A 24,048-nucleotide genomic window follows, 5' to 3' on the forward strand; every position below is an offset into this window, starting at 1 on the left:
AAGACGGAAAATGTTATCCAGGATCTTCGCGTTGTTCGGATCCTGCTCGAACTGCACCAGCTGGTTGTCGACCGTATCCAGGCTCTCGCTGCTCTCCGTCAGGAACTCGCGCAACAGATCGTCCATGGATAGGTCCCCTCAAGGTGCTACGGAACGCTCGCCTCACATCGATAACTTGGCCGGCTTCACAGCGACGTTAATTTCGTCGTCCGTGCAAATACGGACGATGAAGCTCGTCAAGGACGACGCATCACGACATCACGGTCAGTCTCACAAGGACAGGCCCTTACCACCCGGACGGGAAAGAGCCCGTTCCACCGGTCATCGCAATTTGAACCAAATACGATCGAGCGGCCGTTAAGCCCGGCGAAACATTCGCGACAATGACGCCCGTTGCATCAGAACGCGATCGCCCATGGGTTGAATCCCGCGAAGTGGTCAAGCGCACGCAAAACAAAGGCGGCGGAGTTTCCTCCGCCGCCCCGATATTCGATGTCTGTCGCGGCTACGCTTAGCGGAGCAGCTGCAGAACGCTCTGCTGCGACTGGTTGGCCAGCGCCAGCGCGGACACCGCGATCGACTGGCGGGTCGACAGCGCCTGGCTGTTGGCCGCTTCCTCGTTGGTGTCGGCCAGCGTCAGGTTGGACGAGCCGGTCTGCAGCACGTTGATCAGGTTCTTCGAGAAGTCCTGGCGGATCTGCACGATCGACAGGTTCGAACCGAGGGTCGAAGCCTGGGTGCGCAGCAGGCCGCTCGCGCTGTTGAGCGTCTTCAGCGTGGCGTTGGCCGAAGCATTGTCGATGAAGTCCGTGCCGGCGGTCAGCTTGGTGAGGTTCAGACCGGAGGCATCGAAGGTCACGCCCTGGATCTTCAGCGTCGAAGAACCCGTCTCGTTGAAGGTCAGCTTGAGCTGATCGCCATTGAGCAGGTTGATGCCGTTGTACGAGGCGTCCTGGGCGGTCGTGGTGATCTGGTCCAGGATGTTGTTGTACTGGTTGACCAGGTTTGCGCGGTTCGACAGGCCACCCGGATCCTGCACCGGGGCGCTGCCCGCCAAGCCGTTGAACAGCTTGCCGGCGCCGGCCGCCGTGCCGCCGATCGTGCCGATGGTCGCGGACGCAGCATCGTTGGTGGTGCTGATGGTGAGCGCACCGCCCGCGCTGAGCGAAGCCTGCAGGTTGTTGGCCGCCAGACGAGTGTTCAAGTCGTTGAGGGACTTCACCTGGCCCGCGCCGCTACCGAACGTGATGTTGGTGGCGGTGCCGTTGCCGGTCGCGCCGATCGTCAGCGTCAAACCATCGAGCGGCGAAGGCGTTGCCACGGTGCGCGCCTTGGTTCCGGCGGTCAGGCCGAAAGCGGCCAGGCCCGAGCCGGAGATGTTGAGATCCTGGTTGATGCCGGTGCTGATCTGGAGCGCGCCGGCCGACACGGTGGAGGCCGTGGTCGCGCCGGTGATGCCGTCGATCGCCGTGAGCAGGTCGCCGACCGTCAGATTGCTGCCAGCGCCGGTGCCCAGGGTCACGTTGCCGGACGAATCGGTCGTCGACGTGGTCTGCGAGGTCGAGAACGTGATCGACTTGCCGTTGACGCTGATCGTGCCGGTCGGGGTCGCCGCCAAGGTGTCGGAGGCGGCCGCGGTGACGAGCTTGGTGGCGGCGGTGATCGGCGCGGGCGTCCCGAGATTGTTGTTGACGACCGTGCCAGCGAGGGTGGCGTTGCTGTAGGTGGCGGTGCCGCGGATATCGTCGGTGGTGGCGCCAGTGATCGTGGCGGTCGTCACCTGCGATTTCTGGGAATAGCCGACCGCAGCCTGCAGCGCCTGGTTGGCGACCGACTTGGCGCTGTCGACGAGCTTCTGCAGCGAGGTGATGCCGGTGTTGGCGGCCTGCAGCACCTGCACGCCGTTGCCGATACCGTCCAGCAGATTGTTGATGTCGCTGGCGCGGTTGTCGAGCGACTGCGCCGTGAAGAAGTTGGTCGGATTGTCGAGAGCGGTGTTGACCTTCTTGCCGGTGGACAAGCGGTTCTGCGTGGTGGCGAGCAGGTCGGCCGTCGACTGCAGCGAAAGCAGATTCTGGCGAACCGATGACGAGAGGACGATGCCGGACATACTGGTACCCTTCTGGATGAACACGATTGACGCGACGCCGTAACTTTCACACGGCGGCCCACGCCACACTGGTCCGTCCGCGCTACCCGTTCGTTAAAGGGCTGCTCCGTACAAATACCCAGAACGGCTTTGCCGGTAATACTACGGCCGCCGACGCAAACGCGCGGCGTCACGGCGCGTATCCGCCATCGGGTCCATGTCGCCGCAGCGAATTTGTCCCCGCATTTGCGAGACTTGCCGCATCCTGGCGCTGCCGGCCGGGTGCTTCGAAAACCGAAAGAGCGGTCACGACGAGACGTGGTCGGGAATCGCTTAGAGTTAATGGAAATCAACAAATGCGAGACAATGCCGCAACCGTATCGTCCGCGGTGCCTGCCGTTCGAATCGACCGCGATCGCCGCGCAGGCCGATGCGATGCCAACCGTCTGCCCCCTAGAGGGTATAAGGTTCGCACTACAACCCTTGTGCAATTGGACAGGCAAGCTATGTTCGCGGTCCACACGCCAAGAGTAGGTGATGCGAGACTGTAGTGCTCCCGCCCTCGGCAGGAGCTCCAATGTCCGCGGTAACGCGCCCGCCCAATCGTCTGTTGCAAGCACTTCCCTCCACGGAGTACGCGCAACTTCATCCCCATCTGGAAACCGTCGACCTGACCAAGGAAACCGCGCTCGCCGATGCCGGCGCGCCGGTGCAGCGGGTTTATTTTCCGCACAGCGGCGTGGTCTCGATGATGGTCAATCTGATCGACGGGCAATCTGTCGAAATTGCAACCGTCGGTCGCGACGGCGTCGTTGGCGGTTCCGCCGCCCTGCATGAGCGACCGCCGCTCGCCGACGCGATCGTGGTGGTCCCGGGCACGGCGTCGATGCTGCGGGCGGAAGAATTCCGCGAGGCTGCAAATCGCAGCGCGGATTTTCGGACCTTGGTTGCACTCTATGAGCAGGCACTGATGGCGCAGACGCAACAATCCGTCGCCTGCAACGTTTCCCATCCGGTGGAGGCACGGCTGTCACGCTGGCTGCTGCGCGCACGCGACCTGTGCGGCAGCGAGGCCTTGCCGCTGACCCAGGAGATGCTGGCGCAGATGATCGGCGTCCGGCGCAACGCGGTGTCGATCGTCGCACATGGGTTTCAGCAGGCCGGCATCCTGCGTTACAGCCGCGGCCAGATCGAAATCACCGATATCGACGGCCTGCGGAAGGCGGCGTGTGAATGCTATGCGACGGTCAAGGCGCACGCCGAACAATTGATCGGGCCGGAAGATTGACGGGGGCGCGCCGCGCCTGTGCTGACCGGCCTGACACCACAAACGTGATCACGCGGGCGATAGCCGTATTCCTAATGGAACCAAGATATGTTTCCATTGGAACCCAGACATGCCAGAATAAGTTGCAGGGACGTTCCGCCGCACGCGTTAGCCCTGAGGCCCAGAGACAAGCTTTGCCGGCAGGCAGGAGGTTGCTTTGGATACAGTTCCGCGATCACCGAACGGATTCCTGTCGTCGCTGTCGGAGAGTGATTTCGACCTGATCCGGCCGCATCTGCGGACGGTCGACCTCGCCGCCGATTCGGTCCTGACCGAGTCAGACGAGATGCTCAAACGGACATACATGCCGCACAAGGGCGTGATCTCGCTGGTGGTCAAGCTCGCAAGAGGCGAGCGCGTGCAGGTCGCGATGGTCGGCCACGACAGCATCTACGGCGCATTCGCCCCGCTCGTCGAAGGGCCCGTCTTGAACAACGCCACTGTGCTGGTGCCCGGCCTCGCCTCGACGGTTGAGCTCGAGCCGTTGCGGGCCGCTGCGGGCCAAAGCCCGACGCTGCGCGCGACGTTGATCCGGCATGGGCTCGCCGTCTATGCCCAGATCCAGCAGACTGCCGGCTGCAACGCCGCGCACACCGTGGAGTCGCGGCTGGCGCGTTGCCTGCTGCACACACGCGACCTCTCCGGCAGCAACAAGATCGTCCTGACGCAGGAAGCGATGGCGCAGATGATCGGCGCACGCCGCAACAGCGTGTCGCTGGTCGCGCATACCTTGCAACAGGCCAATTTCATCCACTACAGCCGCGGGCACATCGAGATCACCAACGCGGATGGACTGATCCGGACCGCGTGCGAATGCTACGCCGCGGTGAAGGCGCAGTATGCGGGGCTGCTGAATTGCCAGGAAGCCGGCCGCTAGACTTTTATTGATTTTAGCGGGTTTTCTTCACGCGAACCGGTACCCGCTTGGCTCGAAAGCGCTCTAACCGTCGCGCAAGCCGTACTTCTACGGCGTACGATCTTCACCGTCGGATAACGCTGAATCCCCAGAGTCGGATCGACGCACGGGGGAGCCGATGTTCACGTATCAGACGACCGACCGGAAGGAGGCTCGGCGCTTCCGTATGGCCCAGTTCAACGGCCGCCCCGCCACCATCCGGTCCGCCGGTGCGACCGTCACGGGACGCGTGCGTGCGATCGTCGAAAGCAGGTCCGGCGCGACGGCGGCATGGGTGGTCACGATCGTTCCGGACGAGCCGAAGACAGCTGCGCCGGCCAAGCGGCCCGCGCCGCGCCTGTGCTTCGCCGCGGAAGACGATTTCTGACAATCAGTTCTGGCGAACCGGGATCACCGCTCAGGCGGAATGCAACAAGGCCTTGCGGACGAGGTCGGCGGTGTTGCGCGCACCGAGCTTGCGCATGGCCTCGGCGCGATGACTCTCGAACGTGCGCGGGCTGATGTTCATCCGCAGCGCGCCCTGCTTGTTGGAATAGCCGTCGCTGATCAGGCTGAGCACCTCACGCTCGCGCCTGGTCAGCGGCTTGCGGCCGGCTTCCGGCGCGAACATGACGTCAGGCGATCGCGCGCCCGCCGGCTTGTCGTCGCCCGGTGGCTTGAGATCGGTGGTCGGAAGCGCGTTCGGATAGATATCGGAAATCTGCTTGAGCATCGCGGACACCCGCTCGGTCTGCTCGAGCGCGTTCTCGATCACCTGCCGCAGATAGACCCCGTTGCCGGGCGCGTGCGCGAACTGCTGACTGTGCTGCTTGAGCTCATTCATATAGAGCAGCAACGCCGTCACCGGCCCGTTGAACTGGCGGACGATCGCGGCGCCGGTCTCCGCCGTCACCTGGGGTCGCGGCGGAGCGGCGCCCTCAAGCCCAAGCGGCGGCGTTTCGAGCGTCGGGGTTCCATCCATCCATGTGGGAAGGCGGGCCTCGGCACGGTTGTCATGTTGCGTCATAAGTATGGTTTACCAAAGGTGAACTTGTGGCCGCGTTAACAAGGGACTCCGTAAAACTACGGGTGACGCAACTGTGACCTCGGGCCCCAACCTGCCAAGCAGGCGCAGATTACCGCTGATTTGGCAACGAATCTCGCATATTTGAGTCGAATTACAGTATTCTTACGGGATACCGTGTCGTTTCATCCCGGCGGCAATCGCAGGTAGGAATTTACCGACCCCGGCTCTCCCGGATGCGTCCCACACTCCCGGGTTTCAGGTTGCAAGGCGCCGGGATCCGCACAGCGCCTTGGACATCAAGGGCGCCGCAACCGCAGGAACTTCTCCAGGAACCGCCCCGAAAGAACGAACCTGAACCACCAATACGCCATTCGCCGGGTCGTCATCGATCATCTCTCCGGGCATCGGGATGGCATCGGCATACCGCGCGCTGGAGCCCGCGCGTATGAGACGGTTTACATCGGCCCACCGGCATCGGACCTGGATCAAGTCAGGCGAATGTCGATTTACAGCCCCGGCGCTCGCCGCGATGATCGCCGCCTCTCGATCAACAACAAAAGGGCGCGACAATGAAGCGAGAGCGGAACGGGCGACACGGATCCTGGATGGTGATTGCGGCGCTCGCCGCAGCACTGCTGTTCAGCACGGGCGCAGAGGCCCAGACCGCGGCGGCCGGCGATGCAACGCCGACATCCGACAACGAGATCATGATCACGATCTTCCTCAAGCATGATCAATCGCGCCCACTCGGCGAACTCAACGCGCAGCTTGAGCGGCAGGGCTTCTACAAGGCGTTTCCGCCCGAAGGTGTCGAGATCGTCAGTTGGTACGTGATGATGGGGATCGGTCAGGTGGTGACGTTGCGGCTGCCGGCATCGCGGCTGCGCGAGGTCAATCGTGTCATTGAGAGCAGCGCTTGGGGCGCGTACCACACCGAGTTCTACCCGACCTATGATTACAAGCCAGTCGGGATCGGGAAACACGACAAGGCAAAGCAATAACGGATCGCGTCGAGATCGGAATTGAAGCCGCGGCCGCACGCCGGACCTGCCGGTTCTGGTTCAATCAGAACCGGCTCACACTCGCTCCGATGCACCACCTAGGCGTGGGCGCGCGAGCGTTGGCTCAGCCGCTTTGCCAGTGTCCGCAAATCCTCGCGGCGCCCGCTGCAAAGCAGGCGGCTGAATTCGTCGGGATCGATGGAGGCAGGCGGGACATCGGCCGAGCTGCGGGCGTCGCGGCGTAGCCAGGTCAATCGGAAGAGACGCTTGAGCATCTTCATGGTTGTTAGCCCCGATGAGCGTCATTGTTAAATCACGGTAATGAAATTTGGTTCCACTCCTTGTGGTCGCTCGGCGCAAAATTTGGTTCAACGCAATCAGGCGAGCAGTGCCTTGCGCTTTTGCACCCGCGCAATGGAGCGCTGCACCGCGGCCCAATCCAGCGATCCGTCCTGCACTGCACCCGCGACAGCCGCGGCGATGCCGGCCATCTCCTGCTCCTGGTCGAGCAAATTGTTGCCGATGCAGATCATGTCCATGCCGGCAGCGATCGCCTGCAGGCTGGCCGCGCTCGTGCCGAGCGCTTTCTGCAACCCCTGCATCTGCATGTCATCGGTGATCAGCAACGTCTCGGGCAGGCGGCGGCGCAGCCGGCCGATCCCGGCCGGCGACAACGTCATCGGATGCTCCGCGTCCCACTGGCAGACGATGGCGTGACTGACCAGCACCGCATCGCCATGGATGTCCGGCGCCAGCGCATAGAACAGCTCTTCCTGCTCCGGCCGCAGCGCATCGGAAATATCCATGAACTCCAGATGTGAATCGACGTGCGCACCGCCGATGCCCGGATAATGCTTCAGGCAAAGGCCGACGCCTGCCTGCCGCGCCGCAGCGTCAACCAGACGGACATTGGCCTCGACCTCACCGATGTCGGACGAATAGGACCGCTTAATCTTGCCGATGTTGGGATTGTCGGGGTTGCCATCGACGTCGATGACGGGCGCGAAATTGTAGCGGATGCCGAGCCGGCGCAGCTCGGCATAGCAAGCAGCCAGGATCGTCTGCTTTTCCGCCAGTGTAAGCCGGTTGAAATCCTTCGCGCTCGGCAGCGGCTGAAAGCCCAGGCCATCCTTGAGCCGGCGCACCAGACCGCCCTCCTGGTCGATGAAGACCAGCGGCCGCGACGGCAGCGCCGCGATCTCGGCGCAGAGCGACTGCACCTGCGCGGGCGACGCGATGTTGTTGTCGTATTGCCGGGTCTGACACGAGTAATCGAACAGGATCACGCCGCCGAGCCCGAATTGCGCGGCAAACTCCGTGAGCCAAGGTGGAATGACCTTGCCGTGGAAACCGAGGATGAAGAGTTCGCCGACCGACACGGCAGCTCGCTTATCGAATACGCATGGAATCAGCCTCTATAGATGGAATAGCACGCCGTGGCGGCGGTAAGAATATGACGCAGCTTGCCGCTCGACTGCGTTCCCCGCACTCGCGTCACTATGTTAAGAGACACCGGCATGCCGGATCGCGCATGCCACAGCACAAGAAACGTCGGAAACCGCCCATGACAGCACCTTACGTTCCGCAAATGGCCCTTTACCGGCAATGGCTGAAGCAGACGCGCGGCCTTGCGTTTGCAGATTTCGAGGCGATGCGGCGCTGGTCGGTCACCGATATCGACGCCTTCTGGCAGAGCGTCTGGGATTATTTCGATCTGCGCTCGCCGACGCCGCATTCGGTGGTGCTCGCCGAGCGCAAGATGCCGGGCGCGGTGTGGTTTCCGGGCGCTTCGGTGAATTATGCGCGCCAGGTCTTCCGCCATGTCGCACCGGCGCATGCCGCGGGGCTGCCGGCCCTGATCTCGAGCGGCGAGGACGGTAAGCTTTCGGAGACGAGCTGGCCGGAGCTGCAGCGCAAATCGGCGGCGCTTGCGCTGGATCTGAAGGCCAAGGGCGTCCGCGCCGGCGATCGGGTCGCGGCGTACCTGCCGAACATTCCGGAGACGATCATCGCGTTTCTGGCGACCGCCAGTATCGGCGCGATCTGGAGCGTCTGCGCGCCCGACATGGCCGCGCCCGCGGTGATCGACCGCTTCAGGCAGATCGAACCGAAAGTGCTGATCGCCTGCGATGCCGTGACCTATGCCGGCAAGCGTCACGAGCGGCAGGGCGTGATCGCGGAGCTGCGGCGCGCGCTGCCGACAGTGCAGCACGTCATCCTGCACAGCGATGCGGCGCCGCCCGAGACACGGCTGTCGTCCATCCTCGCGGGCCAGGGCGCGGAGATCGACGCCTTCGAGCCGGAATGGCTGCCGTTCGATCACCCGCTCTGGATCGTCTATTCCTCGGGCACGACAGGACTGCCGAAGCCGATCCTGCACAGCCATGGCGGCATCATCGTCGTGGCGCTGCCGCTGTCGACGCTGCACAACGACATCGGCTGCAGCTACCAGCCGAACTCATTCGGCGAACGCTTCCACTGGTATTCGTCGACCGGCTGGATCATGTGGAATTGCCAGGCCAACGGCCTGCTCAACGGCACCACCTGCTGCATCTTCGACGGCAGTCCCGGCGGCACCAAGGACAAGCCGGACTGGACCACGCTGTGGCGCTTCGTCGCCGACGCCAAGGCGACCTTCTTCGGCGCCGGCGCGGCGTTCTTCGCCAATTGCACCAAGGCCGAGATCGATCTCGCCGCCGTCGGCGACCTCTCGGCCCTGCGCACGCTCGGCTCGACCGGCTCGCCGCTCTCAGCCGATACGCAAGCCTGGTTCAACGAGCGCTTTGCCGCGCTGTCGAAACGCACCGGCAACGCGGCGCAGGCCGAGATGTGGTGGGCCAATATTTCCGGCGGCACCGATTTCGCCGGCGCCTTCATCGGCGGCAATCGCGAACTGCCGCAGACGCCGGGCATCATGCAATGCCGCCTGCTCGGCTGCGCGGTGGAAGCGTTCGACGAGCAGGGCCGCGCGGTGATCGACGAGGTCGGCGAGCTCGTCTGCACCGAGCCGCTACCGTCGATGCCGCTGCGCTTCTGGAACGATCCCGGCAATGCGCGTTATTTGTCGAGCTATTTCGAAACCTACCCCGACAATTTCGACGGCTCCGGCCGCGGCCCGGTGTGGCGGCATGGCGACTGGCTCAAGATCAATCCCGACGGCTCCTGCGTGATCTACGGCCGCAGCGACGCCACCATCAATCGCCATGGCCTGCGGATGGGCACCAGCGAGCTCTATTCGGCGATCGAGGCGCTGCCGGAGGTGCTGGATTCGCTGGTCGTCGACCTCGAATATCTCGGCCGCGACAGCTACATGCCGCTGTTCGTGGTGCTGCGCGAAGGCGTTGCGCTCGATGCCGCGATGAAGGCGAAGATCAACAAGGCCGTCGAGGCCGGACTGTCGCGCCGCTTCCTGCCCAACGACATCTTCGCCGTGGCGGAAATTCCGCGCACGCTGTCCGGCAAGAAGCAGGAGCTGCCGGTCAAGAAGCTGCTGCTCGGCCACGCGATCGAGAAGGTCATCAACCGCGATGCGATGGCCAATCCGGGGTGCCTTGACTGGTATCTCGACTTTGCCAAGGGCTATCTGAGCAAGCAGGCCGGCGCGGCGTAAGCGATCGCACCATCCGTCAGCGCAGCCTGCTGCGCCATGGCGGCGGCGCGAGGGCCGCGCGCAGGTGCTCCACGAAGGCCTGCGTGCGCCTCGCCCGCCCACCCCGGCCGGGATTGAGCAACGCGACGATATCGGCCGGCGGCAGGCGATGGTTCGGCAGGACGCGCACCAGCCGGCCACCGGCGAGATCGCCAGCGACATCCCACTCCGACCTGACGATCAGGCCGTGGTCTGCCAGTGCCCAGGCCTTCACGACCTCGCCGTCATTGCTCGACAGCATCGGCTCGATCCTGACGACATCGGGCTCCGACCCGGCCCGCTTGCGGGTGAACCGCCAGAGCGTCACGTCCTCCTCGTTCTCGCGCAGCGCGATGCATTGATGCCCGCGCAAATCCTGCGGACGCGACGGCGTGCCGCGGCGCTTCAGATAGGACGGCGAGGCGCAGAGGATGCGCTCGTTCGGCGCGAGGCGCAGCAAGCGAAGCGTGGAATCTTGCAGGGCGCCGATATGGATCATGACGTCCCACGCGGCAGCGGCGGCACGCGCCGGCCGATCGGACAGCTCAAGCTCGACCGACACATCGGGATGTCGGGACCGGAAGGACGCGACGACCGGGGCGATGTAGCGGCGCCCGAAGCCGAGCGGCGCGAGGATCTTCAGATGGCCCGCAATGGTGCCGCGACGCGCCTGCAGCGCTTCAGTCAGTTCCGTCGTGTCGTCGAGCAATGCGCTGCCGCGCAGCACCAGCAGCTCGCCCTCATCGGTCAGCGTCAGCCGCCGGGCCGAACGGCCGACCAGCTGAACGCCCAGCCGCTGCTCGAGGCTCTGCAGACGCTGCGAGACCGCCGATGGCGTCACGTCGAGCGCTCGCGCCGCAGCCGCCAGCGAGCGGGCCGCAGCGATGGCCAGGAAGAAGCGGATGTCGTCAGTCGAGATCATTAAGCCCAGACTTAATATAAGAGTGACCTTCGGTAAATTGCACTTATCATGAAAAACGTTAGTCTCGCCGCATGTCATCAGCCCCCGTTCCGACCACAACGCATCCCCTCGCCGGGATCGAGACGCCCTGCCTCGTGCTCGACGAAGACCGGATGCTGCACAACATCGCGCGCCTGAAGACGCGGCTGGCGGGGCTCGGCATGCCGCTGCGCCCGCATCTGAAGACCGCGAAATCAATTCCGGCGGCACGCGCCATAATGGACGGCCCAGGCGGCCCGGCCGCGGTTTCCACGCTGCAGGAAGCGGAGGTGTTTGCCGCGGCAGGCGTCAATGACATCCTCTATGCCGTCGGTATCGCGCCGCAGAAGCTCGATCGCGTCGCTGCGCTGCGGCGACAGGGCGTCGACCTCTCCGTGGTGCTCGACAGCCCTGAGCAGGCTGCGGCGGTCACCGCGATGGCCCGCGCAACAAACGACCGCGTTCCCGTGCTGATCGAGGTCGATTGCGACGGCCATCGCGCCGGCGTCGGCGCGCGCGACCCGCGGCTGGTCGAGATCGGCCACGCGCTGTATCAAGGCGGCGCCGAGTTGCGCGGCGTCATGGCGCATGCCGGCGAATCCTATTCCTGCCGCAGCGTGGCAGCGCTCGAGCAGGCCGCCGAGCAGGAGCGCGCCGCCGCGGTCGCCTGCGCCGAGGCGTTGCGCGCGGCCGGACTGCCCTGCCCCGTGGTCAGCGTCGGCTCGACGCCCACAGCGCATTTTGCGCGCCGGCTCGACGGCGTCACCGAGGTGCGCGCCGGCGTCTTCGTGATGTTCGACCTGGTGATGGCAGGGATCGGGGTCTGCACGGTCGAGGACATTGCGCTGTCGGTGCTAGCGACGGTGATCGGCCATCGCGCCGATCGCGGCTGGACCTTCATCGACGCAGGCTGGATGGCGCTGTCGCGCGATCGCGGCACCGCAAAGCAACCGGTCGACCAGGGCTATGGCATCGTCTGCGACATCGACGGCCGGCCCTATCTCGATTTGATCGTGACCGAAACCAATCAGGAGCACGGCATCATCGCCACCCGTCCCGGCAGCACCGGGCCGCAGGTGAGTTTGCCGATCGGCACGAGGGTGCGGATCCTGCCCAACCACGCCTGCGCGACCGGAGCCCAGCACGACCGCTATCATGTCGTCGCCGCCGGCTCTGGCACCGTCAGGCAGTGGGAGCGGTTTCGCGGATGGTAGGAGACGGAGCACAGCCCATGACCCGAGCCTATGACGCCGTTTTGTTCGATCTGCTCACCGCGCTGCTCGACAGCTGGACGCTTTGGAACAAGGTCGCAGGCTCCGACGAAGCCGGACTTCGCTGGCGCGCCGAGTATCTCAGGATCACCTACGCCACTGGACGCTATCGGCCCTATGAGGATCTGGTCGGCGAGGCCGCGCGCAATGTCGGACTACCGTTCGAACGGGCTGCGGAGCTTGGCGAACGCTATGCGGAGCTCGATCCCTGGCCCGAGGTTCGCGAAGTTCTGCAACCGCTGCACGCGGCCGGCGTCGCGCTCGGCGTCGTGACGAACTGTTCGGAGCGGCTCGGCCGCATCGCGGCCGACCGCATCGGCGTTCCCTTCTCGGTGTTCGTGACGGCCGAGCGCGCCGGCTATTACAAGCCGCAGCCGCAACCCTATCAACTCGCGCTCGACGAACTGCCGGTCCCGGCCACTCGATGCCTGTTCGTCGCGGGATCGGCCTATGATTTGTTCGGCACGGCACGTGTGCACCTGCCGACTTGGTGGCATAATCGGGCCGCAATGAACCTGCCGGAAGGGGCGCTCGCCCCGATCGTGGTTCGCGACAACCTTGCGACCTTGCCGGCTTTCGTGCTCGGTCGCGACGGCTCCGGACCGGCCTCCTGAGGAATGATTAAGATGCCATCATCCAGCTACATCGACCCGCTCAACGGCAAGCTCTACCCGCTGGATGTCCCGCGCTGGTGCTCGGATGAAGGCAAGCCGCTGCTCGTCACACCGCTGCCCGGCATCTCCCGCGACGAGATCGATCGCGGCACGCGGTCGCTGTGGCGCTATCGGGCGGCGCTGCCGGTCGAGATCAAGCAGCCGATCACGATGGGCGAGGGCTGCACGCCTGCCGTAGAGAAGGCGTGGGACGATCTGCGGCCGCATTTCAAGCTCGAATGGTTCAATCCGACGGCAAGCTTCAAGGATCGCGGCACCACGGTGATGCTGTCGTTCCTGCGCCAGCTCGGCGTCGATGCGGTGCTGGAGGACTCTTCCGGCAATGGCGGCGCGTCGGTCTCGGCCTATGGCGCAGCGGGTGGCATGCGGGTCAGGATCCTCGCGCCGGCGACGACATCGCCGATGAAGGTGGCGCAGATGCACGCCTTCGGCGCCGAGGTGCAGCTGGTCGAAGGTCCGCGCGAGGAATCCGAGGCGGAAGCGATCCGCCAGTCGAAGCAGATCTTCTACTCCAGCCACAACTGGCAACCGTTCTTCCTGCAAGGCACCAAGTCGCTGGCCTACGAGATCTGGGAGGATTTTGGCTTTACCGCGCCGGACAATGTCATCATGCCGGTCGGCGCCGGCAGCAGCCTGCTCGGCTGCTATATCGGCTTCAAGGAGTTGCTGGCGGCCGGACAGATCAAGAAGCTGCCGCGCCTGTTCGGGGCGCAGCCGCTCAACTGCTCGCCGGTCGATGCCAGCTTTGCCGCCGGCGTCGACACGCCGGTCGATCGCGCGGTCCACAAGACCATCGCCGAGGGCACCGCGATCAAGCATCCGCTGCGGCTGAAGCAGATGATCGCGGCGCTGAAGGAGAGTGGCGGCGGCACCGTCGCTATACCCGAAGACGGCATCGTCGCCGCCTTGAAGCGGCTGGCCTTGACCGGCCTGTTCGCCGAGCCGACCTCAGCCACGGCAGCGGCCGCACTCGACGTCCTGAAGCAGCGCGGCGCGATCCGGTCGGCGGAACGCACCGTCGTCATCATCAGCGGCACCGGGATCAAGGCCGCGGGGCTGATCACGGAGCTGCTGGGCAGCTAGCCGATCTGCAATCGAGCGCGGCGTCATCCTCCCGCGACGGCTGTGCGCGCCGGCGTGGCGTGCGCCCGTCCGATATTGTCGAGGAACTGCCGCACGCTTTCCCGCCAGGTAAAGGTCAGGGCGTGGGCGCGGCATTTCTCGCGCGGCACATGCAGTGCGCCGAGCGCTGCGCGGCGCAGATCGTGATCGAGACAACCACAGCCGGACCTGCCGATGACGTCGAGCGGTCCCATCACCGGATAGGCCGCGACCGGCAGGCCGCTGGCCAGCGCTTCGAGGATCACCATCCCGAACGTATCGGTCAGGCTTGGAAACACCATGACGTCGGCGGACGCATAGACATCGGCCAGCGCCCGGCCGGTTCGCGTACCGAGGAAGTGCGTTTGCGGAAATCGGGCTTGCAGGCTGCTACGCAGCGGCCCATCCCCGACCACGACTTTCGAGCCCGGCAGGTCGAGACCGAGAAAGGCGTCGAGGTTCTTCTCGACCGCGACGCGGCCGACATAGAGAAACACCGGCGCGGGGAAAGCCAGCGGCCGCTCCACGCGGGGGCAAAACAGCTCGGCATCGACGCCGCGCGACCATGGCATCAACTTGCGGAAGCCGTGGGCTTTCAGCGCCCGCTCGAGCGACGGCGAGCCGACCATGATGCCGTCGCCGCCATTGTGGAAGCGGCGCAGCGCCGCATAACTCCACCGCAGCGGGACCGGCAGCCGCGCGGCGAGATATTCGGGAAAGCGCGTGTGATAGCTGGTCGTGAACGGATAACCCCGCGTCTGGCAGACATGTCGGCTGATCCAGCCGATCGGGCCTTCGGTCGCGATGTGGACCGAGTCCGGGCGCGCCGCCGCGATCGCGCGCTCGATCCGTCCGACCGACGGCAGCGCCAGCCGGATCTCCGGATAGCCGGGCAACGGTATGGTGCGGAAATCGGCCGGCGTCAGGAATGTGATCTCCGCGCCGAGCGACGGCGCCTCGCTGGCGAGGTATTCGAGCGAGCGGACCACGCCGTTGATCTGCGGACGCCAGGCGTCGGTTGCCACCAGCACACGCATCAGGCGACGGCCTCCGCGAGCGGCACGAAGCTCGCCGCGTCCAACTCCACCTGCGCATCGGTCCATCGGACGATTTCGAAATGCCCGTCGTAGCGCTCGATCACGCCGGTGCAGGACTCCACCCAATCCCCGGTATTGATGTAGCGGACACCGAAATCGTCGTGCATCGCCGCGTGGTGGATGTGACCGCAGATCACGCCCTGAACGTTGCGGCGCCGCGCCTCGGATGACAGGACCTCCTCGAACCGGCCGATGTGGTTGACCGCATTCTTGACCCGCAACTTGGCCCAGGACGAGAACGACCAATAACCGAACCCGAACCGGCGCCGGATCCAGTTGAGCCAGACATTAGAGGCCAGCGCGGCCCGGTAGCCGAAATCGCCGAGCAGAGCGAGCCAGCGCGCGTGCCGTACCACGACATCGAAATGGTCCCCGTGAACGACGAGATAGTCGCGGCCGTCGAGGCCGCGATGGATCGCCCGGTCGACGATTTCGACGGCGCCGAACGCAGCACCGGCGTAGTCACGCAGGCATTCGTCGTGATTGCCGGGAATGTAGACCAGGCGGCGGCCCCTTTGCGCGAAAGCGATCAGCTCCCGCGCCACCGCGTTGTGCGCTGTGGGCCAATACCAGCTCGACCGCAGGCGCCAGCCGTCGACGATGTCGCCGACCAGGAACAGGGTTTCGGCATCATAGTGGCGAAGGAAGTCGATCAACCGCTCCGCCTGACATCCCCTGGTTCCGAGATGGACATCGGAGATGAAGAGGCTCCTGATCTTGACGGGTAGCCGCGCCGAGATCCGCGCCACGCTCGTGCGATCGCCACACACCGGGTCTTGAGCGTCCCGCCGAAACGCCAGCGCCATGGCCTCGGCCAATCCCGCGAGGACCTTCGTGACATCGCGGCTGGCGCATCGCCGGAAGATCGAACGATGCCAATAGATGCCTCCGGCAAGGACCAGCAGCGCGAACTCGGCCGCACGATATCGTCCGGTCGAAGCGGCGACACCGAACTGATAGCTTGCGGCTAGGACCAGCAATGCCGCGGCTGCCCGTTCGAGGGCGTCCGAACTGGGCCACAGACGTGACAGAGGGATTTTCATGCGCCCTCCTCAACCGGAAAGCGTGAGGGAAGCGCGCGCGGCTCCGCGAGACGCGGCGGCGCGAGCGAGCGCTTGTAGAACCGAAATCCGAGGAAGAGCGCGATCTCCACCGCGATCAGGACGACGACCACCCAGAAGCCGAGGCTGACGGGATCGTGGCCGCTGCCGCGCAGCGCATAGCCCAGACTGAGGAACGGCATATTCCAGATCAGGGTGCCGATCGCCGTCGCCGTCACGAAGGCGCGGGGCTCCAGCCGCAGCACGCCGGCGGGCAGCGCCAGATAGATCCGCACGGTGGGCAGGGTCTGACCGATCAGTGTCACCCAGAAATGATTGCCGCGATAGGCATCGGTGAGCTGTCGATAGAGCGAAGGCCGCAGCAAGACGAACTTGCCAAAGCGCGTCACCAACCCTTCGATGCGCCGCGAGCCGAGCGCGCGGCCGAGCCCGTACCAGCCGATCGCGCCGACGACCGATCCCGCGCTGGTCGCCAGGATGGTCATCGCGAGCGTGGTGCCGTCGGAGACCGTCAGCCCGAGCAGCATCAGCAGCACGTAGGACGGCAACAGCGGAATGAACTTCTCGGCGACGGCGAGGCAGCCAACTCCCACCAGGCCGAAATGCAGAAACATTGCGATCGTGCTCGACGTGTCCATGGCGACCTCGATCAAGCGTGGGGGTGGCGGCGGCTGATCCGATAGACGGACGCCGGAGGCAGGTTGCGAAATGTCTGCCCGATGCAGGTCGCCTGCAGATCGAGGCGATCGAGGATCACGTCTGCGACAGGACAGCGCGGACCATAGGTGATCTGGTAGAACGCCCCGTCGGCGCGGAGATAGCCGAAGGCGCCATCGAGGATCGTCGTGACCTTCTCGGGTGGCATGATGAGAAGCCCGAGGCCGCTCACGACCGCACCGACCGGCGCCCCTTCGAACAGCCTCTCCCTCTTCAGCCAAGCCGCGTCCATCCAGAACACCCGCGCACCCGGGAAGCGCCCCTGCAGCAGGGGGATGAACTCGGAGCCGCACTCCACCAGCGTCAGATCGCGCTGCCTCACGCTGCGGCGAAGCAAGGCATCGGTAAAGACGCCCGTTCCGGGACCGAGCTCGATCACCGGACCGGTATCTGCCGTGATCTCCTGCGTCATGAGGGACGCGACGGCCGGCCCGGATGGCGCGACTGCGGCAACACGCAGCGGATTGCGCACCCAGGCGCGGAAGAACGGCAGGATATCAGCGGCCGGCATGCTGGGGCTCCCGCATGATGAGCGCGTTGCCGGCGTCGCGGCGGAAGTTAGTTGGCAAGGTCATTCACGTGTCTTTCGCATTGCAGGTGCCCCTAGCACGTGTCTGTCTCATGCGAAGCTTGCGTCAGCCTGTCGCGAATCTGCGCGCGGACGAAATTTTGGCCGGCGACGCATTTGAGCTGACAGGCCGCAAGGTTGCCGCAATGAATGCGACATAAACCCGGCGGATCGAATGACGAACCGATGCAGGGATCGAGACAATCAATGCGGGTGCTGTTGGTGGAGGACCAGCCGGACATGGTCGCGGCGCTACGTGCGGCGCTCGCACGGCACGATATGCTGGTCGATCATGCGCCGGACCTTCTGGAAGCCGAGGCGATTGCCGCGGCGGGAAACTACGACGCGATCGTGCTCGACCGGCAATTGCCCGACGGCGACGGGCTGACGCTGATTCCGAAATTGCGCGCGAGCGGCAACGCCGTGCCGGTGCTGGTGCTGACGGCCCGCGGCGAGCTCGCGGACCGGATCTCGGGCCTCGACAGCGGCGCCGACGATTATCTCGGCAAGCCGTTTGCGTTCGAGGAACTGCTGGCGCGGTTGCGGGCGCTGCTGCGCCGGCCGGCGAATGTCCAGCAACACGCCGCGCGGATCGGCCGCCTGTCGTTCGACTTCGCCCATCGCGAGGCCAGCGTCGGCGGACGTCCCCTGGAGATGCCGCGTCGCGAGCGGCTGGTGCTCGAGACGCTGCTGCATCGGATGGGACGCATGGTGCAACGCTCCGCGCTGATGGAGGCGGTCTACGGCCTCGACGACGACGTGCAGCCCAATGCGCTGGATACCCATGTGTCGCGTCTGCGCCGCCGGCTCGCCGAGGCCGACGCCGGCGTCACGATCAACGGCGTTCGTGGCCTCGGCTATGTACTGCGGGAGACACCGTGAGCGTGCTGCGACCGCGATCTCTCACCTGGCGCCTGGTCGGGCGCCTTGCGGGCCTGCAGGCGGTCACGTTGACCCTGCTGATTCTGCTGATCGGGGCCGCCGCGATCGGCCTGCTGCGGGTGGGGCTGCTGATCGGCGAGTACGAAGGCAGCACGCTCGACACGCTACGCGACGCCATCATACGCGATGAAGCGGGCGGCCTGACGTTGCGCCAATCGCCGGAACTGGCCGCACTGCGCGCCGAGCACGCCGACCTCTGGTTCATCATCCGCGACAGCGAGGGGCACCAGCTGTCCGAGGGCGCGGTGCCCACGCAATTTCTGCCGATCGCCTCAATCCTCGATCATGTGAGCGAGGCGCGACTCAAATGGAACGCCGCGGAAGCTGCGCGCCCCGCGGCTCTCGTCAAATGGGTCGATACGTCGGCAGGACGTATCCAGATCCTGACCGGCACATACGGCCAGCTCTCGATGTGGCGCGCGCTCGAGAGCACACCCCTGCTGTTCCTCAACATGATCCTGCCGATCATCGTGCTGATGACGCTGGCGACGCTGGTTGCGACCCCCTTCGTGGTGCGCCGGGCCATGACAGGCCTCGCCCAGGTCGCCGAGCAGGCCGAGCGCATCGACATCGACCAGCGCGGCGTGCAATTGCCGCTCGACAAGGTCCCGATCGAGATCACCCCACTGGTCAAGGCCATCAATGCCGCGCTCGACCGACTCGACAGGGGTTACGAGCGCCATCGCCGCTTTCTCGCCGATGCCGCGCACGAGCTCCGCACGCCGATCGCGATTCTCTCGACACGGGTCGCGTCATTGCAGGCGGGACCGGAGAAGACCCATCTGCTCGAGGACGCCACCCGCCTGAACGTCATGGCCGGTCAGCTATTGGACCTGCAACGGCTCGATCAACGCGCCGATACGTTCGGTCCCGTCAATCTGGTCGGCGTCGCGCGGCAGGTCGTGCTCGACCTCGCGCCGCTGGCTTTCGCGGCGGGATATGAGATGTCCTTTGAGCAGCAGGACGAGACGATCGTGGTGACGGGCGACCAGACCGCGCTCGAACGCGCGCTCACCAATCTGGTGCAGAACGCCATCGATCACGGGCAGCGGCGCGGCACCATCCTGGTTCGGGTGACGACGACAGGCCGGATCGAGGTCTGCGACGACGGCGACGGCGTTCCACCCGACGAGCGCGAGCAGATCCTCGAGCCATTCCGCCGGCTGCATCCGGGCGGCCGCGGCGCCGGCCTCGGTCTCGACCTGGTGCAGACCATCATGCGCCTGCACGGCGGCCGGATCGAGGTCGATCAGGCGCCGTCCGGCGGCGCCTGCATGCGCATGGTATTCCCGAAAATTGATCCGTCCTGCTGATCGACCGGATATCGCCGCGCGTTGACCGGCTTTGACGCAGCGATCAGGCTGGGGAGTTGACCTATGTTCATGCGGTATCATTCGAGTGGTCGCGCGGATTTTTGACATCCTCGACCGTGAAGCCGAGTGGATGCGCACCACCGAGGAATGCATTCAGCTCCGTTTCATAAGGAGCCGGGTCGAGCCCGCGGGACTCCAGCCACGCGGGTTCATAATAGGTCTGGCGGTACCGCTCGCCGGAATCGCAGATCAACGTCACCAGCGCACCGCTCTTACCCGCACGGCGCATCTCCGACGCAAGACGGCAAAGCGCCAGGAAGTTAGTGCCGGTCGAGCCGCCGACCGATCGGCGCAGCAGGCGCGACAGCACGTTCATCGCGGCGATCGATGCGGAATCTGGAATCTTCATCATGCGGTCGACCACGCCCGGCACGAACGACGGCTCGCAGCGCGGCCGGCCAACGCCTTCGATCAGCGAGGGATGTTCGCAGACCAGGGAGCGGTCCTGGGCGCGGAAGCAATCAAAGAAAGCGGAGTGCTCGACGTCGGCGACACAGAGCCTGGTTGGAAACTGGCGATAGCGCAGATAGCGCCCGATGGTTGCGGATGTGCCGCCGGTGCCCGCGCTCATCACGATCCATTCGGGCAACGGACGCTGCTCGCCCTTGAGCTGGGTGAAGATCGACTCGGCGATATTGTTGTTGCCGCGCCAGTCCGTCGCGCGCTCCGCGAACGTGAACTGATCCATGTAGTGACCGCCGAGACGCGCGGCGAGCGCGGCCGCCTCGGTGTAGAGCGCACGACCATCGTCGATCAGGTGGCAGTTACCACCGTAATGCTCGATCGCGGCGATTTTCTCGGCCGATGTCGTTCGCGGCATCACCGCGTAGAACGGCACGGCGATCATCTGCGCAAAATAAGCCTCCGAGACCGCCGTAGACCCGGACGATGCTTCCACCACGGCAGTGCTTTCGCGGATATGGCCATTACACAGCGCGTAAAGGAACAAGGACCTTGCAAGGCGATGCTTGAGGCTGCCGGTCGGATGCGTCGATTCGTCCTTCAGGTAAATGTCGATGCCGGATAGCGCCGGCACGACCAGCCGCATCAAGTGAGTATCCGCGGTCCGGCATTGATCTGCCTCGATCGCGGACACGGCCTCATCGACCCAGCCGCGCCGATAGCTCGGCCCGGCTGGCGGGTGTTGGGGCGAGGACATGTGCTCGTTCGACATCGCGCCATGTAATCATACTTCGCGTCCAGCAGCACGCCGGAAGTATCGCGGCGCGTGGCGCCGTCATGCCCAGCCCTGTGCCGGGCATCCACGTCTTTGCTCCGATCACGCAAGCAAGACATGAATGGCCGGGACAAGCCCGGCCATGACGCGGTGGGCTTAACCCGCCTTGCGCAGTGTCAGGGATTCGTAGAACGCCGTCTCCAAATTCATGTAGCCGATGAACGACGTCGGATCGCCGAACGGCAGGATCTGCGTCGCCCAGAATCCGCCGAATCCGTTCTGCCGATCGATCCAGTAGAACAAATTGGCAAGACCGGCCCAGCCGAGCGCGCCGGCGGGACGGCCGGTCGGAGCCTGCTCGTCGTTGATCATGAAGCTCAGCGCCCAGGACTTCGACTGACCGGGGAAGAATTCGGCATCGTTGGCGAGCGAGGTGATCACGCCGGTGATCGCGGTGACCTTGTTGCTGCCGAGGTGGTTCTTCTCGGCCATCCGCACGGTCTCGGCCTTGAGGACGCGTCCATGCTCGCCGGCGCCGTCATTGAGCCACATCCGGATGAAGCGCATGTAGTCGCCGATCGTGCCGTACAGCCCGTGGCCGCCCATGTGGACTTCCGGATTGGCCGGCAGCTCGAAATCCATCGGCGTGAGCGAGCCGTCGGCGTTGCGGGCGTGAATGCCGGCGAGCTTGCGACGCATCGCATCGGTGAGCTCGAACGTCGTGTCCATGATCCCGAGCGGTTCGAAGATGCGCGTCTTGAAGACCTCTCCAAGCCGCCTGCCGGTGATCGCCTCGACGATCTGGCCGCTCCAATCCATGTTGGTGCCGTACTCCCAGCGCTCGCCGGGATCGAACAGCAGCGGTGTCATCAGCGACGCCTTGGACGCCGTGATGACGCTTGGCTGGCCCTTCTCCTGCGCGAGCCGATTGTAGGTGTGGTTGATGAAGTCGTAGCTCAGACCCGCGCTATGGACCATCAGCATCCGGGTCGTGATGTCGCGTTTCGGCGCTCGCAGTCGCGGCTCGCCCTTGTCGTCGAAGCCTTCGATCACCTGGAGCTTGCCGATGTCGGGCGCGTAGATCTTGGCGGGTGCGTCGAGATCGAGCTTGCCTTCCTCGACGAGTTGCAGGACGGCGGTGCCCGTGATCGCCTTGGTGGTCGAGAAGATGGCGAACACGCTGTCGGTCGTCATGTCGGCGGGCTGGTCGAGACGGCGCTTGCCGGCGGCGCCTTCATAGAAGTTGCGATGCCGGTCGGTCACCATCGCGACGACACCGGGGACGCGCGGGTTTGAGGTCACGACGCCATCGAGAATCGCATCTGCCGTCGCGCTGAAATTCGCGCTCATTGTCTTCCTCCTGTGTTTTGTTGTTGACCTGCGTAGCCCTACTGCATCGCGAAGCCGCGATAGCCGCTCGCGGAAACCTCGTCGCATTTCTGGCGATAGGTGCCGACACCACCGCAATAGGACAGCACGCGCCGCGGTTTGCCCTCGACATTCGATCCGAGATACCAGGAGTTGGTCTTCGCGATCAGCGTTGCATTGGCGGTCTCATCGTGGTGCGCCACCCACTGATCCTCGATATCCCTGGATGGCTCGATGACGCTCAGGTCGTTGCCGCGCATGTACTTGATGCAGTCGTCGATCCACTCGACCTGCTGCTGCAGGCAGGTGGTCATGTTGCAAAGCGCAGCCGAAGGCGCGAGCGGCACCGCCGTGGTGAACAGGTTCGGATAGCCGTGAACCTGTAGCCCCATGGTGGTGCGGATATCCCGGCCCCAGTCCTCCTTCAGCGAGCGGCCGTCGCGGCCGCGGATATCGATCCGCGTCAATGCGCCGGTGCCGGCGTCGAACCCGGTCGCCAGGATGATGACGTCGAACTCGTGCACCGTGCCGTCGGTAGTCTGGATGCCCTCCGGTGTGATGCGGGCGATCGGATTGTTCTTGACGCTGACGATCTCGACATTGGGCCGATGGAAGGCTTCGAGGAAATTGCTCTCGAGCGGCACCCGGTGCGTGCCGAAGCCGTAATCGGATGGGATCAGCTGCTCGCACAGTTTGGGATCCCTGATCCGCTCGCGCATCTTCTCGCGGACGAATTCAGTGATCTCGGCGTTGACGGCTTCGTCGAAGAACAGTTCGGCAAAGGACGAGACCCATAGTTTGAGGGATCCGTCGTTCCAGCAGTCCTCGACCACCCGGCGGCGCTGCTGCGGCGACAGATCGGCCCAGGCGTGCTCGAAGTCGAACTCGAAACCGGTGAAGGTCTTCGGCAGCCGTTCGGTGAGGAACTTGAACTTCGACTTGTAGGCCTCCGCATCCGATGCATCCCATTTCGGGTTCTTCATCGGGATGATGTATTGCGGAGTGCGGATGAACACCTTGAGATGGCCGACCTCGCCGGCGATCGACTGGATCACCTGAATCCCGGTCGCGCCATTGCCGACCACGCCGACGCGCTTGCCGGCGAGCTCGATCGGTCCTTTCGGCCAGCGCGCGGTATGGAACAGTTTGCCCTTGAACGTCTCCTGTCCCGGAAAGGACACGTGCGGGGCCGAGAGCATGCCGCAACAGGTGACCAGGAACTGTGTGTCGATCACATCGCCCTTGTCCGTCGTCACCTGCCAGCGCTGCGTCGCTTCATCGAAATGCGCGCTTCTGACTGTGGTTTCGAACTGGATGTCCTTCTTGAGGTCGAGGCGGTCGGCCACATAATTCAGCCAACGCTCGATTTCCGGCTGCCCCGGAAACCGCTCGCTCCAGCTCCAGCCTTTGTAAAGTTCCTCGGAGAACAGGTACTGATAGGTGTGGCCTTCGGAATCGAAGCGGGCGCCGGGATACCGGTTCCAGTACCAGGTGCCGCCGACGCTTGAGCCAGCGTCAATAGCCCTGACGTTCAGGCCCCGCTCGCGCAGGCGGAACAATTGATAGAGGCCGGCGACGCCGGCGCCGATCACCACGGCGTCGAATTTGGATGTCGCGTGCGCGCCATTGCTTCCATTGGCCCTGGTTGCGGTCGCAGTCATGGTTTCCTCCTGTGTCTGGTCTCACGCACGCCCTTTCCCATCCGGAAGCCGGATGACGGTGCGTTGCGCCAATTTGGGTCCCGGCGGCATGGACTGGATTGCCGGGATACGCAGGAGGCTATGGCGCCTGC

General features: G+C 64.8%; 22 protein-coding genes. 10 read left to right on the forward strand and 12 right to left on the reverse strand.

The window, feature by feature from the left end:
* Positions 1-511: 511 nt before the first annotated feature.
* Positions 512-2,110 carry a flagellin N-terminal helical domain-containing protein gene (locus FNJ47_RS23625; RefSeq protein WP_163157412.1) on the reverse strand — a complete coding sequence of 533 codons (1,599 nt, stop codon included), beginning with the start codon at positions 2,108-2,110 and terminating at the stop codon, positions 512-514.
* A 556-nt stretch (positions 2,111-2,666) separates the two neighbouring features.
* Here FNJ47_RS23625 and FNJ47_RS23630 point away from each other — a divergent pair.
* The 3 genes from FNJ47_RS23630 (at position 2,667) to FNJ47_RS23640 (ending at position 4,699) form a co-directional block, all read left to right on the forward strand.
* A complete protein-coding gene (locus FNJ47_RS23630; RefSeq protein ID WP_236000071.1) occupies positions 2,667-3,377 on the forward strand; it encodes a Crp/Fnr family transcriptional regulator in 711 nt (236 codons plus the stop codon).
* Between the two features lie 196 nt (positions 3,378-3,573).
* The gene (locus FNJ47_RS23635) at positions 3,574-4,293 is read left to right on the forward strand and encodes a Crp/Fnr family transcriptional regulator (RefSeq protein WP_163157414.1); all 720 of its coding nucleotides are present in this window, start codon (positions 3,574-3,576) and stop codon (positions 4,291-4,293) included.
* Positions 4,294-4,450: 157 nt separating this feature from the next.
* On the forward strand, positions 4,451-4,699 hold the full coding sequence (locus tag FNJ47_RS23640; protein WP_163157416.1) for a DUF4175 domain-containing protein: 249 nt from the start codon (positions 4,451-4,453) through the stop codon (positions 4,697-4,699).
* A 30-nt stretch (positions 4,700-4,729) separates the two neighbouring features.
* Here FNJ47_RS23640 and FNJ47_RS23645 read toward each other — a convergent pair whose 3' ends face one another.
* A complete protein-coding gene (locus FNJ47_RS23645) occupies positions 4,730-5,338 on the reverse strand; it encodes a helix-turn-helix domain-containing protein (protein ID WP_163157418.1) in 609 nt (202 codons plus the stop codon).
* A gap of 569 nt (positions 5,339-5,907) precedes the next feature.
* On the opposite strand from FNJ47_RS23645, the gene FNJ47_RS23650 reads away from it, so the two are divergent.
* Entirely contained in the window at positions 5,908-6,339 is a 432-nt protein-coding gene (locus tag FNJ47_RS23650) for a hypothetical protein (RefSeq protein ID WP_163157420.1), read from the forward strand.
* A gap of 98 nt (positions 6,340-6,437) precedes the next feature.
* On the opposite strand, the gene FNJ47_RS23655 is transcribed toward FNJ47_RS23650, so the two are convergent.
* Positions 6,438-6,620, reverse strand: coding sequence for a hypothetical protein (locus tag FNJ47_RS23655; RefSeq protein WP_163157422.1), 183 nt, complete (start codon positions 6,618-6,620; stop codon positions 6,438-6,440).
* A gap of 96 nt (positions 6,621-6,716) precedes the next feature.
* Positions 6,717-7,718: a glycoside hydrolase family 3 protein gene (locus FNJ47_RS23660; RefSeq protein ID WP_163157424.1), complete on the reverse strand. Its 1,002-nt coding sequence runs from the start codon at positions 7,716-7,718 to the stop codon at positions 6,717-6,719.
* Positions 7,719-7,870: 152 nt separating this feature from the next.
* On the opposite strand from FNJ47_RS23660, the gene FNJ47_RS23665 reads away from it, so the two are divergent.
* On the forward strand, positions 7,871-9,949 hold the full coding sequence (locus FNJ47_RS23665; RefSeq protein WP_163157425.1) for an acetoacetate--CoA ligase: 2,079 nt from the start codon (positions 7,871-7,873) through the stop codon (positions 9,947-9,949).
* Between the two features lie 16 nt (positions 9,950-9,965).
* Here FNJ47_RS23665 and FNJ47_RS23670 read toward each other — a convergent pair whose 3' ends face one another.
* Positions 9,966-10,889 (reverse strand): LysR substrate-binding domain-containing protein, encoded by a 924-nt coding sequence (locus FNJ47_RS23670; protein WP_163157427.1) that lies wholly within the window; start codon positions 10,887-10,889, stop codon positions 9,966-9,968.
* A gap of 71 nt (positions 10,890-10,960) precedes the next feature.
* On the opposite strand from FNJ47_RS23670, the gene FNJ47_RS23675 reads away from it, so the two are divergent.
* The 3 genes from FNJ47_RS23675 to FNJ47_RS23685 are packed head-to-tail and all read left to right on the forward strand — an operon-like array spanning position 10,961 to position 13,935.
* Positions 10,961-12,121: a DSD1 family PLP-dependent enzyme gene (locus tag FNJ47_RS23675; RefSeq protein ID WP_163157429.1), complete on the forward strand. Its 1,161-nt coding sequence runs from the start codon at positions 10,961-10,963 to the stop codon at positions 12,119-12,121.
* 17 nt (positions 12,122-12,138) lie between these two features.
* Complete coding sequence (locus FNJ47_RS23680) at positions 12,139-12,792, forward strand: HAD-IA family hydrolase (protein ID WP_163157431.1); 654 nt, start codon at positions 12,139-12,141, stop codon at positions 12,790-12,792.
* A gap of 12 nt (positions 12,793-12,804) precedes the next feature.
* Positions 12,805-13,935 carry a threonine synthase gene (locus FNJ47_RS23685; protein ID WP_163157434.1) on the forward strand — a complete coding sequence of 377 codons (1,131 nt, stop codon included), beginning with the start codon at positions 12,805-12,807 and terminating at the stop codon, positions 13,933-13,935.
* Between the two features lie 23 nt (positions 13,936-13,958).
* On the opposite strand, the gene FNJ47_RS23690 is transcribed toward FNJ47_RS23685, so the two are convergent.
* From FNJ47_RS23690 to FNJ47_RS23705, 4 genes are all read right to left on the reverse strand, one after another.
* Positions 13,959-14,990 carry a glycosyltransferase family 4 protein gene (locus tag FNJ47_RS23690; RefSeq protein WP_163157436.1) on the reverse strand — a complete coding sequence of 344 codons (1,032 nt, stop codon included), beginning with the start codon at positions 14,988-14,990 and terminating at the stop codon, positions 13,959-13,961.
* Positions 14,990-15,856, reverse strand: coding sequence for a UDP-2,3-diacylglucosamine diphosphatase (locus FNJ47_RS23695; protein WP_163157464.1), 867 nt, complete (start codon positions 15,854-15,856; stop codon positions 14,990-14,992). The genes FNJ47_RS23690 and FNJ47_RS23695 overlap by 1 nt, the downstream gene beginning before the upstream one ends.
* A 233-nt stretch (positions 15,857-16,089) precedes the next feature.
* Positions 16,090-16,749 carry a DedA family protein gene (locus tag FNJ47_RS23700; protein ID WP_175068410.1) on the reverse strand — a complete coding sequence of 220 codons (660 nt, stop codon included), beginning with the start codon at positions 16,747-16,749 and terminating at the stop codon, positions 16,090-16,092.
* Positions 16,750-16,760: 11 nt separating this feature from the next.
* The gene (locus FNJ47_RS23705) at positions 16,761-17,339 is read right to left on the reverse strand and encodes a class I SAM-dependent methyltransferase (protein ID WP_163157440.1); all 579 of its coding nucleotides are present in this window, start codon (positions 17,337-17,339) and stop codon (positions 16,761-16,763) included.
* Positions 17,340-17,603: 264 nt separating this feature from the next.
* On the opposite strand from FNJ47_RS23705, the gene FNJ47_RS23710 reads away from it, so the two are divergent.
* A complete protein-coding gene (locus FNJ47_RS23710) occupies positions 17,604-18,278 on the forward strand; it encodes a response regulator transcription factor (RefSeq protein ID WP_163157442.1) in 675 nt (224 codons plus the stop codon).
* A 5-nt stretch (positions 18,279-18,283) separates the two neighbouring features.
* Positions 18,284-19,651 carry a sensor histidine kinase gene (locus tag FNJ47_RS23715; protein ID WP_163157466.1) on the forward strand — a complete coding sequence of 456 codons (1,368 nt, stop codon included), beginning with the start codon at positions 18,284-18,286 and terminating at the stop codon, positions 19,649-19,651.
* A 67-nt stretch (positions 19,652-19,718) separates the two neighbouring features.
* Here the strand turns inward: FNJ47_RS23715 and FNJ47_RS23720 are convergent, their stop codons facing one another.
* The 3 genes from FNJ47_RS23720 to FNJ47_RS23730 form a co-directional block, all read right to left on the reverse strand.
* Positions 19,719-20,870: a PLP-dependent cysteine synthase family protein gene (locus tag FNJ47_RS23720; RefSeq protein WP_163157445.1), complete on the reverse strand. Its 1,152-nt coding sequence runs from the start codon at positions 20,868-20,870 to the stop codon at positions 19,719-19,721.
* Between the two features lie 174 nt (positions 20,871-21,044).
* Entirely contained in the window at positions 21,045-22,238 is a 1,194-nt protein-coding gene (gene acmB / locus FNJ47_RS23725; RefSeq protein ID WP_163157447.1) for a methyl acetate hydrolase AcmB, read from the reverse strand.
* Positions 22,239-22,276: 38 nt separating this feature from the next.
* The gene (locus FNJ47_RS23730) at positions 22,277-23,917 is read right to left on the reverse strand and encodes a flavin-containing monooxygenase (RefSeq protein ID WP_163157448.1); all 1,641 of its coding nucleotides are present in this window, start codon (positions 23,915-23,917) and stop codon (positions 22,277-22,279) included.
* Positions 23,918-24,048 lie beyond the last annotated feature (131 nt).

Source organism: Bradyrhizobium uaiense (assembly GCF_010811875.1).
In the GTDB taxonomy this organism is placed as follows: Bacteria; Pseudomonadota; Alphaproteobacteria; order Rhizobiales; family Xanthobacteraceae; genus Bradyrhizobium; species Bradyrhizobium uaiense.

What these genes read in the sequence shown, in the direction of transcription:
- FNJ47_RS23700 (WP_175068410.1), bottom strand. Translation starts at nt 16,749, where the DNA reads ATGGACACGTCGAGCACGATCGCAATGTTTCTGCATTTCGGCCTGGTG.
- FNJ47_RS23690 (WP_163157436.1), bottom strand. Translation starts at nt 14,990, where the DNA reads ATGCGTGTGCTGGTGGCAACCGACGCCTGGCGTCCGCAGATCAACGGC.
- FNJ47_RS23640 (WP_163157416.1), top strand. Translation starts at nt 4,451, where the DNA reads ATGTTCACGTATCAGACGACCGACCGGAAGGAGGCTCGGCGCTTCCGT.
- FNJ47_RS23705 (WP_163157440.1), bottom strand. Translation starts at nt 17,339, where the DNA reads ATGCCGGCCGCTGATATCCTGCCGTTCTTCCGCGCCTGGGTGCGCAAT.
- FNJ47_RS23675 (WP_163157429.1), top strand. Translation starts at nt 10,961, where the DNA reads ATGTCATCAGCCCCCGTTCCGACCACAACGCATCCCCTCGCCGGGATC.
- FNJ47_RS23670 (WP_163157427.1), bottom strand. Translation starts at nt 10,889, where the DNA reads ATGATCTCGACTGACGACATCCGCTTCTTCCTGGCCATCGCTGCGGCC.
- FNJ47_RS23650 (WP_163157420.1), top strand. Translation starts at nt 5,908, where the DNA reads ATGAAGCGAGAGCGGAACGGGCGACACGGATCCTGGATGGTGATTGCG.
- FNJ47_RS23730 (WP_163157448.1), bottom strand. Translation starts at nt 23,917, where the DNA reads ATGACTGCGACCGCAACCAGGGCCAATGGAAGCAATGGCGCGCACGCG.
- FNJ47_RS23665 (WP_163157425.1), top strand. Translation starts at nt 7,871, where the DNA reads ATGCCACAGCACAAGAAACGTCGGAAACCGCCCATGACAGCACCTTAC.
- acmB (WP_163157447.1), bottom strand. Translation starts at nt 22,238, where the DNA reads ATGAGCGCGAATTTCAGCGCGACGGCAGATGCGATTCTCGATGGCGTC.
- FNJ47_RS23710 (WP_163157442.1), top strand. Translation starts at nt 17,604, where the DNA reads ATGCGGGTGCTGTTGGTGGAGGACCAGCCGGACATGGTCGCGGCGCTA.
- FNJ47_RS23685 (WP_163157434.1), top strand. Translation starts at nt 12,805, where the DNA reads ATGCCATCATCCAGCTACATCGACCCGCTCAACGGCAAGCTCTACCCG.
- FNJ47_RS23680 (WP_163157431.1), top strand. Translation starts at nt 12,139, where the DNA reads ATGACCCGAGCCTATGACGCCGTTTTGTTCGATCTGCTCACCGCGCTG.
- FNJ47_RS23720 (WP_163157445.1), bottom strand. Translation starts at nt 20,870, where the DNA reads ATGTCCTCGCCCCAACACCCGCCAGCCGGGCCGAGCTATCGGCGCGGC.
- FNJ47_RS23645 (WP_163157418.1), bottom strand. Translation starts at nt 5,338, where the DNA reads ATGACGCAACATGACAACCGTGCCGAGGCCCGCCTTCCCACATGGATG.
- FNJ47_RS23630 (WP_236000071.1), top strand. Translation starts at nt 2,667, where the DNA reads ATGTCCGCGGTAACGCGCCCGCCCAATCGTCTGTTGCAAGCACTTCCC.
- FNJ47_RS23625 (WP_163157412.1), bottom strand. Translation starts at nt 2,110, where the DNA reads ATGTCCGGCATCGTCCTCTCGTCATCGGTTCGCCAGAATCTGCTTTCG.
- FNJ47_RS23695 (WP_163157464.1), bottom strand. Translation starts at nt 15,856, where the DNA reads ATGGCGCTGGCGTTTCGGCGGGACGCTCAAGACCCGGTGTGTGGCGAT.
- FNJ47_RS23655 (WP_163157422.1), bottom strand. Translation starts at nt 6,620, where the DNA reads ATGAAGATGCTCAAGCGTCTCTTCCGATTGACCTGGCTACGCCGCGAC.